The 16410-nt window shown below is 35.3% G+C and carries 13 protein-coding genes; 5 read left to right on the top strand and 8 right to left on the bottom strand.

The genetic code is table 11. The features are described 5' to 3' along the window. Positions 1-81 precede the first annotated feature (81 nt). Positions 82-924, top strand: a complete 843-nt coding sequence (locus tag O99_RS00295) for a C40 family peptidase (protein ID WP_035005563.1) — start codon at positions 82-84, stop codon at positions 922-924. A gap of 473 nt (positions 925-1397) precedes the next feature. On the opposite strand, the gene O99_RS00285 is transcribed toward O99_RS00295, so the two are convergent. Continuing rightward, a complete protein-coding gene (locus O99_RS00285; RefSeq protein ID WP_035005558.1) occupies positions 1398-4298 on the bottom strand; it encodes an autotransporter outer membrane beta-barrel domain-containing protein in 2901 nt (966 codons plus the stop codon). 608 nt (positions 4299-4906) lie between these two features. Here O99_RS00285 and O99_RS00280 point away from each other — a divergent pair. After that, a complete protein-coding gene (locus tag O99_RS00280; protein ID WP_035005556.1) occupies positions 4907-5464 on the top strand; it encodes an SH3 domain-containing protein in 558 nt (185 codons plus the stop codon). Positions 5465-5525: 61 nt separating this feature from the next. Here O99_RS00280 and irrA read toward each other — a convergent pair whose 3' ends face one another. Continuing rightward, positions 5526-6020, bottom strand: coding sequence for an iron response transcriptional regulator IrrA (irrA, locus tag O99_RS00275; protein WP_174377789.1), 495 nt, complete (start codon positions 6018-6020; stop codon positions 5526-5528). 221 nt (positions 6021-6241) lie between these two features. On the opposite strand from irrA, the gene fabA reads away from it, so the two are divergent. Genes fabA through fabI form a run of 3 tightly spaced genes read left to right on the top strand, consistent with a single transcriptional unit; the run spans position 6242 to position 8918 of the window. Next, the gene (gene fabA / locus O99_RS00270; protein WP_035005555.1) at positions 6242-6751 is read left to right on the top strand and encodes a 3-hydroxyacyl-[acyl-carrier-protein] dehydratase FabA; all 510 of its coding nucleotides are present in this window, start codon (positions 6242-6244) and stop codon (positions 6749-6751) included. A gap of 58 nt (positions 6752-6809) precedes the next feature. After that, positions 6810-8030 carry a beta-ketoacyl-ACP synthase I gene (fabB, locus tag O99_RS00265; RefSeq protein ID WP_035005554.1) on the top strand — a complete coding sequence of 407 codons (1221 nt, stop codon included), beginning with the start codon at positions 6810-6812 and terminating at the stop codon, positions 8028-8030. Between the two features lie 48 nt (positions 8031-8078). Next, positions 8079-8918 carry an enoyl-ACP reductase FabI gene (fabI, locus tag O99_RS00260; RefSeq protein WP_035005553.1) on the top strand — a complete coding sequence of 280 codons (840 nt, stop codon included), beginning with the start codon at positions 8079-8081 and terminating at the stop codon, positions 8916-8918. 179 nt (positions 8919-9097) lie between these two features. On the opposite strand, the gene cyoD is transcribed toward fabI, so the two are convergent. The 6 genes from cyoD to dnaN form a co-directional block, all read right to left on the bottom strand. Beyond that, complete coding sequence (cyoD, locus tag O99_RS00255) at positions 9098-9601, bottom strand: cytochrome o ubiquinol oxidase subunit IV (protein WP_035005551.1); 504 nt, start codon at positions 9599-9601, stop codon at positions 9098-9100. Beyond that, the gene (locus tag O99_RS00250) at positions 9601-10272 is read right to left on the bottom strand and encodes a cytochrome (ubi)quinol oxidase subunit III (protein WP_035005548.1); all 672 of its coding nucleotides are present in this window, start codon (positions 10270-10272) and stop codon (positions 9601-9603) included. Before O99_RS00250 ends, cyoD begins: the two co-directional genes overlap by 1 nt. Then, entirely contained in the window at positions 10269-12287 is a 2019-nt protein-coding gene (cyoB, locus tag O99_RS00245) for a cytochrome o ubiquinol oxidase subunit I (RefSeq protein WP_035005547.1), read from the bottom strand. Before cyoB ends, O99_RS00250 begins: the two co-directional genes overlap by 4 nt. Positions 12288-12365: 78 nt before the next feature. Next, the gene (gene cyoA, locus O99_RS00240) at positions 12366-13337 is read right to left on the bottom strand and encodes a ubiquinol oxidase subunit II (RefSeq protein ID WP_035005544.1); all 972 of its coding nucleotides are present in this window, start codon (positions 13335-13337) and stop codon (positions 12366-12368) included. Positions 13338-13936: 599 nt separating this feature from the next. Beyond that, positions 13937-15079: a DNA replication/repair protein RecF gene (gene recF, locus O99_RS00235; RefSeq protein ID WP_035005543.1), complete on the bottom strand. Its 1143-nt coding sequence runs from the start codon at positions 15077-15079 to the stop codon at positions 13937-13939. Between the two features lie 12 nt (positions 15080-15091). Continuing rightward, on the bottom strand, positions 15092-16213 hold the full coding sequence (gene dnaN / locus O99_RS00230; protein WP_035005542.1) for a DNA polymerase III subunit beta: 1122 nt from the start codon (positions 16211-16213) through the stop codon (positions 15092-15094). Positions 16214-16410: the final 197 nt, after the last annotated feature.

Genomic DNA, 16410 nt, shown 5'->3' with positions numbered 1-16410 from the left:
TTTTATTCTTTTTATAATTTTATTCTTTCTATTGGATAAGAGATCTATTAATATTTGCTGCTAGTCCATTAGAGGTAAAAAATGCCTTATAAAAATTCACCGTTGCATATATCTCAAGATATCCTCACAAATCAGCAATTTGAAACTCCATGTTCTGTCCAAGGAGAAAGAAGACGCGTTAATACAGCTGTTGCAGGTCTATTTAAAGAAAACAGTAAGAAAAGCGAAAGGCAAACAGAATGCCTCTTCGGAGAAGAAATCTTACTCCTTGAGCAAGATGAAACCATGTCAAAGGTAGAATCGCTTAAAGATGGTTATGTAGGTTATATTGATACACAAATTCTTTGCACATCAACCATAAAACAAACGCATATTGTTTCAGTTCCTCGTACTTTCCAATATTCGCAAGCTGATTTAAAAAAGGCTGTAGAACGTGCTTTGTCTATGGGAAGTAAAGTAACCGTTGTTGATGTAACTGAAACACGTGGTACAATGTATTCTATTCTTGAAAATGGAACAGCTATTATTTCTTCTCATCTTCATCCTATTCAACATACGTTCAAAGATTATGTAACTGTTGCTCAAACTTTTATTCGCACACCTTATCTTTGGGGAGGTGTTAGTGGCTTTGGTCTTGATTGCTCTGGACTAGTTCAACTTTCTATGATGATGGCAGGGAAAGCAGTTTTACGTGATACTAGTATGCAACAGCAAACTATAGGAAAACCACTAACAGATACTGATACTCTTGAACGAGGTGATTTGATTTTTTGGCAAGGTCATGTTGCAATTATGATTGACTATGAAAATATTATTCATTCAAATGGTTATTCTATGGATGTTATGGTTGAACCTTTAGAAAAAGCAGTTGAACGAATTGCTAAAAATCACAAATATCCTGTAGCAAAACGTCGACCACTTTAATAACATCTTACAAAATTTAATAGCGTAATATCTTAAATGCTATTTTAGAACATTTTATTTATCGAATTACTTTGAATTTTTAATATTTGTAAATACACTCTATAATTCTTTTAATAACAAATTTTTCTATATTTAATCTTTTGATATTATAGATTATTTTTTTAATAAGAATCATATAAACAAAATGAAATATTTCTAATTTATCTCTATATAATTTATTAAAAGCTTCATATTTATAGACTCTTTTAAGGGTAAATGAAGTTATTTTTAACATAAATAATTTCATCTTTTTGCATAAGCTGTCATTAAATTAAATGTGTAAACTACTATTCAATATGTTGTTAACACCTTGATATGGCCATAAGATATAAAGAAATATTCCTGGAAATTAGAATCTCTGTGAGTTTGGCTAAACAACTTAACGAAACTCACAAATAATTGTTCAAAATAAAAACAAGACTAATCTTTAAAGGCTAAAATTGATAACGCAAGCCACCCGAAACACTAATTCCAGAAAAGCCGGCTTTGGTTAATTTATGTTGGTATAACAAATCGCCATGGAATGTTATAGTATTAGACAATTGAGCATGAACACCCATCCCTGTTTCAACTGTAGAACCAAATGCACCTAACTGAAAAGCGTCTTTAAAATGCACTATCCGCTTCTTTTCATAACTATGCGCAACATGAAGTTTGGTATAAAAGGAAACAACATGTGCTTTTTCGGAAGCAGAAACAACTTTCGTTAAACAACCACCAATCCGCCCTATCAATTGATCATGGCTTCCTAAATCAATATCAAACCGATCAATATCACGCGCTTGATCAAACATGAGAGACTGATAAATAACTTGAAGCTGCGGCTCAATAATAAGACCATTATAGCCTGTTATAATTGCATGACCGCCTATCAAAGAAGCATTCAAAAGCCCCCCTTTTAATTCTGCTGTTTTTCCACGAGAAAGAGTGACAACATCGCCCTTAAAAAAATCATAAGAGATAAAGCCATTTGCATAAACGCCTGTATCATGATGCAAATTAGCATAAAGCTTTCCCGACCATTTATTAAAAACACTCTTTTGACTTTGTTTAACTGCACGAGGATGAAGAGAGAGCTGACCATAACCGCCCATAACTCCAAAGGACGAAGCACTATCTTTACTCTCTAATGTATTGAATACAATTCCTGCTGTCGCATTATTATAGTCAAGATCAGCTCCATAACCATGTTCAAAAACGGATAAATTTGAAGTATAATGATGGTTACTACCATAACCACGGATAAAAAAGCTTGTCTTTCTATTTTTATCAGGCTCATGAGAAGCATTTTGTATGATTTCCAACAGTTCATGTTGATTACTTACATCTACCAAGCCTGTATGAAATAAAGCATGAGGTAAAAGCAAATAACTTGGGAGTTGTGGCACAACCGCCGGTATTCTTTTTCCAGGTAAATCTGGTGTTCTGGGATCCTGTGGTTTGGATGGCGTTGGTGGTTCCGGTACCGATGGTAATGATTCCGGTGGTACTGGCGCTGGTTTTGGTGGTGATGGTTGTACTCGTGGAGAAATATATTTACTCTGCAGGCGATAATCCCAAAAATCACTTCCATTACCACTAACTAACTTTTGATCAAGACTAGCCTGACCACTAGAAGAACCTGGGCCATAAGCAGAAAGAACATACTGATAAGGTGAACCATCGATTGTAATATAATCCCCCTTCAGTTTGAAGGAATCTTCTTGCGCCCTACCGGAAACCTGAATAAGCGAAATACCTTGAGTATTCCCATTCCTCCCTATATCATCTTTGGAACTTCCATTTTGGCTAGTAATGTAAATAGTAGTCGTACCCGACACATCACCATGAATCAAAAGCCTATCAGTCTTTTGGTCGTTAATGTTATTTTCTTTACTAATAAAAACATTCAAGTGAAGCTTTGCGTCGTTCGCAGCATTATAAACAACACCCGATCCTCTTCCAATATTAAGTGTTTGATAAACAACATTTTTTGGCGTATCAAACTGAACAATACTATGATCCAGTTCTAAAGATGTTATAAACCATGCGATGTTATTCAAATATCTTTGATCTATAAAATCGTTATTTTCTCTTGTTGTCAAAGTCCAGGTTGAATTATTTTTCAAACTAAAATTTGCAAGAGCTTCATTAGCAATAGAAACTCCCCCTTTGAGGATAGACTGATCAGCCTGAACTTCTATAACACCTCCCTTGGCTTGTAACAAAAGGTCACCAGAGATATTGGAATTTTTTGATAATTTAATAATAGATTTTTTCTCATGAGTATCAAAATTTCTTATTAAAGAATTTTGTTTTGTGATATAAATAGCTGGATATTTTGCAGCTATAATAATTGAGTTTTCAATATCAACCTTTTCCCCTACAATACTTCTGTCTATAGACTGATACATTGCTATACCATAAGTATTAGAAACAGAAACTCGCCCATCCTTTAAAAAAATAGACCCTCCTGTATCTAGATATAATCCACCTCTATCATCTGTTTTTCCCTTATCATCATTGTTTTTTCCAGTAATTATAACACCATATAAATCAGCATGCCCCTGTTTCTCTACAAACACCCCAACTCCATTTGTAAAATCAATTGACCCATTTATCATTTTAAGCTTACTGTTATTATTGGCGATGTACATCCCTAACGAATCATAAGGATACTCATTACTTCCACCATTCTTCACTGTAATTTTTACATTAGTTAAGAAAATATTACCCTGAGATGCCTTATCTATTACAGCACCTGTACCAACAGCATTTATTGACCCATTTATCATTGTAATTTTGGCATTACACATCTTATTAGGAGAACATCCAGCATATAAACCCATATTAGCACGCTGTTCCTTCCCTTCTCTCAATATAATATGCACATTCTCTAATTCTACTCCTTGACTACTCCACGAGCTTACTCCTATACTCCTCTCATCATAATTCAAATTAATTGTTCCACCCACCATTTTAATTGCACCATTTTCACTAGCAGAAAGGCCTTCTGCTACTTCCTTAATAATTGAATCCTGCAAAATAACTTTTCCATTCTCTTTTGCAAATACACCTGTGTTAGAGTTAGTAATGGTAATGTTCTTCGCATTAATAACTGTGCCTGATTTTTCTGCGGATACTGCTTTAGAGAATGAAGAACCCTTCTGCTCATTTGATTGATAGGTCTTACTTGTAAAAGTATGTGTTTTACCATCAGAACATTTAAGAAAAGAACTATTCTCTGAACAATCTTTCATTTCAGATGTCGCATTAACATCTATATTTTGCAAAAAGAAAAAAGCACTTGTTGTACAAGCACAAACGTAAGTATAATTTTTAAAAACTTTAAGCATAATTTTGCCTCAATTTTTTCCTTCCAATCAAAATTAACATCTCGAAAGATATATCTTAACAACTAAAAAGTGTATTATCATATCTTTGCAATTGTTTTAATTTAATACATTATGTGTTTTATTTAATACGTTATGTATTTTATGTAAAGCAAGAAATAAATTGTCAGATGTTCCTAATGAGATATCTTATTTTGCAAGAAACAAAACTTTTTCATGCTCGATATCATCGATTACCTTAGATCATCTTTCTATGCAAAAATCATTACTCTTTACTTGGAAACGAATTTTTATCATATCAAGATATCTAGTTTATGATATTAATTTAAGCGCTACGCTTTAAAGTGGCACTACATTTCATAAACAGGAAAAAAATCATATATTTTACTACTTTGTAGAAAAAATTTCATAGCAAATACATGACTGATTGATTGTATTGAACTGACATAAAAATTTTCAAACCTATATACTATTTGAGCTATTTTTTATAATAATATTCGGAGTATTTAGACCTTTTTAACCAAATGTATGCCATGCTCGAATAAAGTTTCGAATCTATCCTCCGTATCTCAAATGGCAAATTACATAAATGAAGAAAAAGAGGTGTAAATATGAAACATTTTATTTGGTTTCGTTTTTTTGTACTCTTATCATGTATATTAATGACAGGAGGGCTTCTATTTGGGTCTCTTTCCTTTTCACATTCGCAAACACTCAATCAAGATTTAGGTCCTAGTGGTTTACCACTTCCACGATTTGCTTCGATAAAATCTGCTCGTGTTAATATGCGTGTTGGGCCAGGAAATAATTATTCTATTATCTTTACTTATCAAAAGCAGGGACTCCCTATTGAAATTATCCAAGAATATGATCAATGGCGCAAAGTTCGTGATGCAGAAGGAGATGAAGGATGGATTTACCAGTCACTCTTATCAGGAAAACGAACTGCAATAACTATTCCGTGGCAAAAGGACAAAACACACAGACTCATGTTACGTAAAAATCCAGGAGATAATGAGAAAATTGTAGCAGAAATAGAACCTAATATCATCGGTACTATTCGCCAATGTAATGGAATCTGGTGTGAATTAGACATCCGTAACGCTCGTGGCTGGCTTTATCAAACCCAATTATGGGGAATTTATCCTGACGAAAAAATTAAAAATTAAAAAAGCTTAAACTATCAGCATTTTATTTTTATTCTTCATACAATCCTTGAAGTCCGTAAAATTAAATAGAACTCTTTGGCCTTAAACGAATGATTAAATCGACATGTGAAATTTCCATATCGTTTGGTGGTTGAGGGAGATTTTCAATGATAGGAGAACCTTCCAAATTACAAGGAATATCAAGAATACGATTTTCACCCTCAACATAGAAATGATAGTGATTAGATGTATTCGTATCAAACCAAGTTTTCGAACCTTCTACAGCAATAATCCGTAATAAACCTGCTTCTGTAAACTGATGAAGAGTATTATAAACTGTCGCCAAGGACACAGGCACACCGGACCTAACTGCCTCTTCATATAACTCCTCAGCAGTCACATGGCAATCACCTTGAAAAAAAATCATATTAGCCAGTTCTAATCGTTGGCGCGTTGGCCGCAAACCATTTTTACGCAAACGCTCTTTTAACTCAGATAACGAATGGCAATTCACAACTTCCTTACGATTTCCGATAAATCGTTCTTTTTTATTCAATCTCAAGTCATCAGTACTCATCTATGATATTATAAATCTTCCTACATGCATATGCAAGTTTGGTTTGCAATTTAAACACAATGAAAAAACAAGATAATAAATATTTTAAATGATAATCCTTTGTAATAAGAAACATAAAAAACTTTTTTCACCATAAATAATATAAATCATTTCCCTCTCCTGAAAATTTGCTCTAAAAGTAGATTAGGATAGAGGCATAAAAAAGAAATATGGAAATAACAATGGCTGAACAAAAGTCTCACTACACTTATGAAGAGCTTTTAAGCTGCGCTCGCGGCGAAATGTTTGGTAAAGGTAATGCACAATTACCTGCACCTCCAATGTTAATGATTCACCGAATCACTCAAATCAGTGAAACTGGTGGAGAATATAACAAAGGAGTAGTTTGTGCTGAATTTGACATTACTCCAAACTTATGGTTTTTTGATTGTCATTTCATCAACGATCCTGTTATGCCAGGGTGTCTTGGTTTAGATGGTATGTGGCAATTGACGGGTTTTTTTCTTGGATGGTTAGGTGAACTAGGAAAAGGACGTGCTATTTCAACAGGAGAAGTAAAATTATCAGGCATGGTAACTCCGCAAACTAAATTGCTTCAATATGAAATAAATTTTAAACGTATTCGACGTGGACATTTGGTTTTAGGAATAGCAGATGGATGGTTAAAAGCAGATGGAGAAACAATCTATAAAGCCAATGATTTACGTGTCGCTTTGTTTAAAGAAAGTTAGACATTCTTTCAACAAGTTAAAGGTATTTTATTACTCTATAGGAAACAAGGAGGTATGAATGCATCGAGTTGTTGTAACCGGAATGGGTATTATCTCCGCAATTGGAAATGAGCTTCAAACTGTTTTAACGAGTTTATATGAAGCAAAATCAGGAGTTTGCTACGCACCCAAGCACGCTGAATTAGGTTTCCGGAGTAGAGTCTATGCTAAACCGAATATTAACATAGAAGAATTTGTTGATCGGCGAGCCATGCGTTTCCATGGCTATGGGACAGCGTGGAATCAGATTGCTATGGATAGAGCAATTGCTGATGCAGGTTTAGAACCTAATGAAGTATCAAATGAATATACTGGTATTATTATGGGCTCTGGAGGACCATCAACTCGATCAATTGTTGAAGCTGCTGATCTTACACGCCAAAAAGGTCCAAAGCGCGTTGGACCTTTTGTTGTCCCCAAAGCAATGAGTTCTACAGCTTCAGCAACTCTCGCAACCTTTTTTAAAATTAAAGGGATCAATTATTCAATTTCCTCAGCTTGTGCTACATCCAATCATTGTATTGGAAATGCTTATGAGATGATACAATACGGTAAGCAAAATCGCATCTTTGCAGGTGGTTGCGAAGATTTGGATTGGACATTATCTGTTTTATTTGATGCTATGGGTGCTATGTCCAGCAAATATAATAATACACCAGAAACAGCTTCACGTGCCTATGATATTAATCGTGATGGATTTGTCATTGCTGGTGGAGCTGGTGTTTTGGTTCTTGAAGAACTGGAATTAGCTAAAGCACGTGGTGCTAAAATTTATGGCGAGATTGTTGGTTATGGTGCTACATCCGATGGTCATGATATGGTCTCTCCATCTGGTGAAGGAGCAGAAAGATGTATGCGTATGGCTCTTGCAACCATAAAAAATAAAATTGATTATATTAATCCTCACGCAACAGCAACAATTGTTGGTGATTCCTCTGAAATAGATGCAATTCGTCGTATTTTTGGAGGAGGAGACCAATGTCCCCCCATCTCCGCCACAAAATCTTTAACTGGGCATTCTTTAGGTGCAGCAGGTGTTCAAGAAGCAATTTATACACTGTTGATGATGAATCATAATTTTATTTGTGAAAGTGCTCATATTGAAGAACTTGATCCAGCTTTTTCCGATATGCCAATTGTTCGTAAACGTCTCGATAACCAAAAACTTAATACCGTATTATCAAATACTTTTGGCTTTGGTGGTACCAATGCAACGCTTGTTTTCCAACGTTATACATAAGCAGGAACTCTTAGTGTATTGAAACTAGCATAGTCTATGGAGAATAATATGAAAGGTTTGATGAAGGGCAAACGAGGTCTTATTATGGGAATTGCAAATGACCATTCGATTGCTTGGGGTATTGCTTGTCAATTAGCAAATGCAGGAGCTGAGCTGGCTCTTACATATCAAGGAGAAGCTTTTGGAAAACGCGTCCAGCCACTAGCAGAAAAGCTTGGTTGTAAATTACTATTAGAATGTGACGTTGAAAAAGTTGAAAGTATCAATCGTGCATTTGAATATCTTGAAAAAGAGTGGGAAACTATTGATTTTGTTGTCCATGCTATTGGTTTCTCAGATAAAACGCAATTAAAGGGGCGTTATGTTGATGTTACAACACGTGAAAATTTTAATCGTACAATGGTTATTTCAGCATATTCCTTTACTGAAATTGCTCAACGCGCAGGTAAACTCATGCCTAATGGTGGTGCATTATTAACACTCACTTATGGAGCTTCACAGAGAGTTGTTCCTAATTACAATGTCATGGGTATAGCTAAAGCAGCTTTAGAAGCTATGGTGCGTTATTTAGCGACAGATTTTGGGCCTCAAAATATTCGTATTAATGCAATTTCAGCTGGACCTATTCGGACATTAGCTGGTAATGGCATTGCATCTGCACGAGCAATCTTCTCATACCAACGCCGTAATGCACCTCTACGTCGTACTGTAAATATTAATGAAATTGGAAATGCGGCTCTTTACTTACTCTCCGATTTATCATCAGGTGTTACAGGTGAAATTCATTATGTCGATTCAGGCTATAACGTCTTGTCTATGCCAACACTTGAAGAACTAAAACAAAGCGAAGAAGCTCAAGAAAATAAAAACTCACACAACGAAAAATAGCAGCAACGTCTATTGTAAAAAACTATAAAGTTGAAAAGTACCTTAAACTTTAAAAATGTATTTAACACCCCTTAATAACCAAAAAGCCACGTTATAAGCTTTAAAATTAAAAGGCTCTATCTTCACAATAACAGTTTTAACAATTGGTTACTGATTTTCTTCTCTTCAAAAAAGTTGCTTTATTGATCTGATATCTCAGAAGGCTGTTCTATTGTTTCTGGAGTTTGTTCAATCGTCTCGAAAGTGTTAGAGGGCTGCTCTATTGTTTCTGGCACACTCTCAATTGTTTCTGGTACATTAATGGATTTTTCTTCTAATATATTTGTATTGATATCTGGTCCAACAATACGCCCCGAACCGCCCATCATATTATAATTCAAATGAGATATAGCCCACCAAGTACCACCGATGATAATGAAAACACACATAGCTGTAAACAATAAAGCTGTTAGATTCCATCTGGCATCTGGACCAGAATTCAAATGCAAAAAGAAAACAATTTGTACAATAATTTGTATAAGTGCCATCCCAATAAGATAAATAACCTTTGTACTAATAGCCCAACTATCTAATAATCCATACATTACAGGAATAAAAGAACCTAAAGTAAAAAGAACAGCTAAAATAAAGCCAACTAGATAAGAACCAATACTTGGCTCATGATTTTTATCATACACGCTCATTACAGTGCTCCTAACAAATAAACCATGGTGAAGACACCAACCCAAACAATATCAAGTAAATGCCAGAAAATTGAGAGACATGTTAAACGTGTTTTATTATCCTGATCCAAACCACTACGACGCAGATGAAAAAACATTACAACCATCCACAATAAACCGACACTCACATGAAGACCATGGGTACCAACCAACGCAAAAAATGCTGACCAATAAGCAGATAGAACATTTCGCCCAAAAGATTTTATGCCTGTTGTAGGATCAACACCAGCATAAGCATTAGGATCGTAATAGAACACCTCATTCAGCAGTTCATAAAATTCATAAATTTCCATTCCAACAAAGCATAATCCAAACGCGAAGGTAATTGCCATCCAAACGCGTAGCTTAGCAAGAGATCCCTTATGAGCATACACCATAGCAAACCCATAAGTAATTGACGATAATAATAAAATTGCTGTTTCAACCAAAACAAAGTTTAAATTAATAAACTCATTACCAGCTTTACCTCCTCCATAAGAAGCAGAAAATACAGCAAAACTCGAAAACAATGTTGAGAACAAAACTAAATCTGAAAGAATGTAAACCCAAAATCCAAATATCATTATTGAACTACTATGATGATCATGATGATGTTCGTCCGTGCATACATGATTCATTGTTGTCGCACTCATACTTTTACCCCTTGTTTTTCTAAAACAGCTGTGAAGATATCTTCTGTTTTTTGCACCTCTTCGGCTGAAATATAATAACCATGATGATCACCCATTAATGAATGATAAATAATCGTTGTAACAAATCCAACTAATCCTAAAATAACCAGCCACCAAATATGCCAAACAAGAGCAAAGCCAACAATTAATGAGAAAAAGCCTGCAATAATTCCAGCTGATGTATTTGAAGGCATATGGATCTTTGCAAACCCACTTGTCGGACGCTGATAACCTCTCTTTTTCATATCCCAATAGGCATCCTCACTCTGCACTTCTGGAATAACTGCAAAATTATAAGAAGGAGGAGGAGAAGAAATAGACCACTCAAGTGTTCGTGCGTCTCCCCAAGGATCATTTGATGTTACCGGCAAACGCCCTTTATGCTTAATACCATACCAAATTGCTAAAAGCATTTGTAATACAAAACAAAGTATACCAAGAAGAATAATAAAAGCACCTACTGCAGCAACCATAAACATCGGCTGCCAACCTGGCTCAATATAATGCTGAAGACGACGCGTAGCACCCATTAATCCAAGGAGATAAACTGGAAAGAAAGCAAGGTAAAAACCAATAAACCAGCACCAAAAAGATGCAATACCTAATATACGATTTGGTTTAATGCCAAAAACTTTTGGAAACCAAAAGGCTAACCCAGCTAAATAAGCAAAAACAACACCTCCAATAATCGTATGATGGAAGTGAGCAACTAAAAATAAAGAATTATGAAACTGCCAATCAGCAGGAACAATCGACATCAAAACACCGGTTAATCCGCCACCAACAAACGTAAAAATCATTCCCATGCACCAAAGCATTGGAGGTTCGAAACGAATCCGCCCCTTATACATAGTCAATAACCAATTAAAGACTTTAACACCCGTCGGAACTGCTATGATCATCGTAGCAATACCAAAGAAAGTGTTCACAGCTTCACCTCCTCCCATTGTAAAGAAGTGATGCCCCCAAACAAGAAGCGAAAGAACCAAGATCACTACAATTGCCCATATCATTGAGGCATAACCAAAAAGGCGCTTTGAAGAAAATGTTGAGACGATTTCCGAAACAATTCCAAAGGCAGGCACAACTAAAACATAAACCTCTGGATGACCAAAAACCCAAACATAATTAATCCACACCATTGGGTTCCCACCAGCAACATTAGTAAAAAAATTCATGCCTAAATAACGGTCAGCTGCCAAGAGTACAAACGCAACAGCTAAAACAGGATAAATAACTAAAATAAGAATGTTACTAACAAAAGCAGACCAACAAAAAACAGGCATTTTCATCATCGTCATTCCAGGAGCACGCATTTTGATAATGGTTGCCACAAAATTGACTGATCCCATCGTTGTTGCAATACCAGAAAGCTGAAGAGACCATAAATAATAATCCACTCCTGTATCTGGACTATTTTGCAATTCTGAGAAAGGTGGATACATTAACCAACCACCACGACCAAAATTACCAATACCAAGTGATATATTAATTAATACTGCTGCCGCAACTGTGATCCAAAATCCTAGATTATTCGCAAATGGAAATGCAACATCACGGGCACCAATCTGAAGTGGTATAAGATAATTGAAAAGACCAAATAAAATTGGTGTAGCCATGAAGAAAATCATAATCACACCATGTGCTGAAAAAATCTGATCAAAATGCTCAGGAGGTAAATAACCTGCTGCTTCACTTCCAAACGCTAAAGCCTGATGTGTTCGCATCATAATTGCATCAGCAAAACCACGAACAAGCATAATAATGCCGAGAATGATGTACATAATACCAATTCGTTTATGATCAACAGTCGTAATCCAATTTTGCCAAAGAACTTTCCACCAACCAAGTACTGTTAAAGCAATAATAACAGCTAAACCGCCCAAAATAATTGCAATACACGTATAAAGAACAATTGGCTCATGTGCAAGTGCATGAAAAGCAGCTGCTGTAGGATCTGTAAGTCTTCCAAACATTTTCTATCCTATACAAATTTAATTCTAATTGAAAAGAATCCTTATTTAAAAATGGTTTCTTTCTCGATTAACTATTTCCTAAATAGCACTTGGATCAAAAACTGAACAAAGTGTACCCCAAAGCGTCTGAGCAGCAGCCCGCTTCATTAAATCTTCATTACAGATGACATTTTCACCAACACACCGATTGACAATACGATAATAAAGCTGTTTTTCAACAGGAGCGAAATAACGCACTTCAGCGTCTTTCTCTTTCGCAGCAATATCACCCATAAGAGGAGAAACAGAAAGTTGACGATAAGATAAACGATCAAGCTTTTGACCATTTGCCCGAACTTTAGCAACCCAATTATCGAAATCATTCAATGGTACAGAATGCCATTTAAAACGCATATTTGCAAAACCATCACCACTATAATTTGCTGAGCTGCCATTGAATACACCTTGTTTATCAGCCATTAAATGTAATTTAGCATTCATCTGTGGCATAGCATAAATAACTGTACCAAGTTTTGGCACCCAGAACGCATTAACTGAGCTCTCTGATGTTATTTGCAATAATACTTGACGACCTTGTGGTGCATAAATTTCATTAACCGATGCAATACCATATTCAGGATAAATAAATAACCACTTCCAATCTAGTGCGACAACATCCACTTGCAAAGGCTTTTCTTCACCAACAACATCCGTAGGAAGAGCATTTGAGGGTTCAAGCTTATAAGTGTAATGCGCTGTTAATAGCCCTAAAACCATTACAATAATAACTGGAATGCCCCACATAAAAGCTTCAATTTTATTTGAGTGTCCCCAATCCGGTAAATAATCTTCTGTTGTTTTCGAAGCACGATATTTTATAGCTAAAAAAACCACTGCAATCATTACTGGAATTACAACGCATAACATAACAACAACACATAAAATAATTAAAATAAGCTGTTGGCGCGCAACATATCCCGCAGGCTGAAGAACATCAACTTTACAACTAGATAAAAGCAATGCCATCCATAAAACCGCGAGTATCTTTATTTGTTGAATAAAGTCTCTCATTCCTATCTTCCCCGTACATGCCCCCTAGCAGTTCTCATTAATATACAACAATAATGTCTCTTAAATGTATCTTATTTATTCAAACAAAAATTATCAAGCAAATTTATTGCCATTAACCAGTTTTAGCCTTTAAACTATATTAAAATGCTTATCAATATATTTAAATATAAGCTAATATCCTTCACAACAGCATCCAACAATAACCCCATTTATTGCTGTAAAAATAATGAACTTTTCCCATTAATTCTAGTGAGTTCTAAAAATATTTTTAATACATCAAAAACTGCAAAAGACGTATAACTATAAGCAATTGAATTGATAATCAATCTGACACTCACTTCAATGACTGTTTATATCCAATCTACGAGTTGATTTGCACAATTACTTTGATAATTTGATAAGAAGTGTAATGTTATTATAAATCCTACTGCTCGATCTTTACATGATCTTTCACTATCTTCTAAAGTCGCAGTGCTATAAATTTCTAGCTCATGTGTACTAAAAAGTTTAAATTAGGATCATTCAAAACCATTATAATCGTAGATATGATGAGCCTTTTATTTCAATTATTTGCTCATAAAAAGTTATTAATACATTGCTTATTGCAATAAAACACCATTTTCAATTTCAAAAAACTCTGCCCGTCCTTTTAAAGAGTCAAATAAAATATGATCTGTCCCTGTCATAAATGCTTGCCCACCTAAATCATCAAGAATATCAAATAAAGCAGCGCGTCGGTGAGAATCAAAATGAGCAGCTATTTCATCGAGAAGGAAAATAGGCGTCATATTAGATATCATACTTGTTAAACGTGCATGACACAAAACTAAGCCTGCTAATAAAGCTTTTTGTTCACCAGTTGAACATAATGTCGCATTCATATTTTTATCTGCGTAAAAAACTTGTAAATCTGTACGGTGTGGACCTTCTAATGTCCGGCCAGCAACACAGTCTATAGCACGATTGTTACGCAATCGATTCAAAAATTGCTCTTCAACTTCAATAGCAGACATTTCTCTAAGCGCTTTTTCTAAAAAACCATCAACTTGTAAAAAAGCTCTTGGAAAAGGTACACAAGAAGAAACTTGCGCAAACGTATCATTTAAAAGCTGAATAACATCAACCCGCGCTGCTGCAATGGCTGTTGCAAGTTCAGCCATTTGAACCTCTAAAGCATCTAACCAAACACGATCATTATTTCCATCTAAAAATAAACGATTCCGTGCACGCATAACTCTGTCATAATCAGCTATACGACGGCCATGCAAAGAATCAATAGATAAAACCATACGATCTAAAAAACGACGTCGATCAAGTGCAGGCCCTATAAAAAGCCCATCCATAGAAGGTGTCAATATACTAATATGGCAATAGTCCATTAAGCAATCACTTGCTTCATTCACACCATTAATATGTACTTTTCTACCACCATCATTAACTTCTAAAGCTGTACCAATATTTGCTTCACCATAAAGTGCACACTGAAGACGCGCAAATACAACAAACCCTGTACCACTTCCCTCAGAATAACTGATATCAGAATAAGCCGCACGCCGCAAACCACGACCAGGAGAAAGAAAAGACAGTGCTTCTAAAAGATTGGTTTTGCCAGCACCATTACGACCTGTAAAAACGACATGATGACCTAATAAATGAAGAACTAAAGAACAATAATTACGATAATTTTCTAATTTCAGTTGTCTAACAGCCACTTTATGTATATGGCCAATACTGCTTCGCAAAACGCATTATCCTTAAACACGAACAGGCATCAGCACATAAAGCGCATTTGTATCACCATTTCCACGAATCAATGTTGGCGCCGCAGAATCAGCAAACATACAAATCATTTCATCACTTGAAAGTTGTGCTGCAATATCCAATAGATATCTTGAATTGAAACCTATCTCAAGGGGATCAAATACATAATCCGCAACCAATTGATCTTTTGCACTCCCTGAATCAGGATTGTTCACTACAAGTTTTACAATCCCTTTTTCAATCATCAATTTTACTGCACGCCCACGATCGCTTGAAATTGTTGAGACACGATCAACTGCAGCAGAAAAATCTTGCCGATTGATAATCAACTTTTTATCATTTCCTAATGGAATAACACGTTGATATTCTGGAAATACTCCATCAATTAGCTTTGATGTTAAAATCACAGACCCAACAGAAAAACGAATCTTTGTATCTGAAAGCTCTATACACACATCGTTATCGGCTTCTTCCCCAAGAAGTTTTTGCAACTCTCCCACAGTTTTACGAGGAATGATAACACCTGGCATGCCATCAGCTCCCGAAGGTGCTTCTATATCAACCTGTGCTAAACGATGACCATCAGTAGAAACCAAACGCAACTTCAAAATATCATCATAAATGACATGAAAATAAATACCATTCAGGTAGTAACGTGTCTCTTCAGTAGACATAGCAAACTGCGTACAATCAAGTAAATATTTCAATCTTGATGCTAACAAAGAGAAGCGACAACTAAACTGACCTGGAAGTGATTCCGGAAAATCTACCTTAGGAAGACACTGCAACTGAAAATTAGTACAACCAGAGGTAATAGACATAGTACTTGCCTGATTTTCATTAACGTCTAAAATAACATCACTATCATCAGGAAGTTTGCGAACAATATCATAAAGCAAATGTGCTGGAACAGTTATTGCCCCGGCTTGTTCAAGATTGACTGAAGAAGTTTCTATGATTTCTAGATCGAGATCTGTTGCTTTTAATTGCATCCTTCCATCACTTGTATCTATCAATACATTTGATAAAATAGGAATAGTATTACGACGCTCCACAATACGGTGAACACGACTAAGAGATTTGAGCAGCTGACTGCGACCAATTGTAACGCGCATAAAAATCCCTGTTTATAACTTATTATCCAAAATAACTATAGGAATCCGATAAACCAAAAGCAATCAATTGACTTACAATTGCCATATGCTCAAATTTTAATAAACTTCTTTTAAAATAGCAAGATTTTAATACAAATTTAATACAAACCAAAATTATTATTTTTATCAATCTCCTCTGATCTTATTAATAATCAGAA

Source organism: Bartonella rochalimae ATCC BAA-1498, assembly GCF_000706645.1.
GTDB classification, from domain to species: Bacteria; Pseudomonadota; Alphaproteobacteria; order Rhizobiales; family Rhizobiaceae; genus Bartonella; species Bartonella rochalimae.
Note: the sequence above shows the minus strand (reverse complement) of the source record. Positions and strands in the feature narration are given on the sequence as shown.

Bases quoted from the DNA above. Each gene is read 5' to 3' on its own strand.
- irrA (WP_174377789.1), bottom strand. From the start codon at position 6,020: ATGAGTACTGATGACTTGAGATTGAATAAAAAAGAACGATTTATCGGA.
- fabB (WP_035005554.1), top strand. From the start codon at position 6,810: ATGCATCGAGTTGTTGTAACCGGAATGGGTATTATCTCCGCAATTGGA.
- O99_RS00250 (WP_035005548.1), bottom strand. From the start codon at position 10,272: ATGAGTGCGACAACAATGAATCATGTATGCACGGACGAACATCATCAT.
- dnaN (WP_035005542.1), bottom strand. From the start codon at position 16,213: ATGCGCGTTACAATTGGTCGCAGTCAGCTGCTCAAATCTCTTAGTCGT.
- O99_RS00295 (WP_035005563.1), top strand. From the start codon at position 82: ATGCCTTATAAAAATTCACCGTTGCATATATCTCAAGATATCCTCACA.
- O99_RS00280 (WP_035005556.1), top strand. From the start codon at position 4,907: ATGAAACATTTTATTTGGTTTCGTTTTTTTGTACTCTTATCATGTATA.
- cyoB (WP_035005547.1), bottom strand. From the start codon at position 12,287: ATGTTTGGAAGACTTACAGATCCTACAGCAGCTGCTTTTCATGCACTT.
- cyoD (WP_035005551.1), bottom strand. From the start codon at position 9,601: ATGAGCGTGTATGATAAAAATCATGAGCCAAGTATTGGTTCTTATCTA.
- fabA (WP_035005555.1), top strand. From the start codon at position 6,242: ATGGCTGAACAAAAGTCTCACTACACTTATGAAGAGCTTTTAAGCTGC.
- cyoA (WP_035005544.1), bottom strand. From the start codon at position 13,337: ATGAGAGACTTTATTCAACAAATAAAGATACTCGCGGTTTTATGGATG.
- fabI (WP_035005553.1), top strand. From the start codon at position 8,079: ATGAAAGGTTTGATGAAGGGCAAACGAGGTCTTATTATGGGAATTGCA.
- O99_RS00285 (WP_035005558.1), bottom strand. From the start codon at position 4,298: ATGCTTAAAGTTTTTAAAAATTATACTTACGTTTGTGCTTGTACAACA.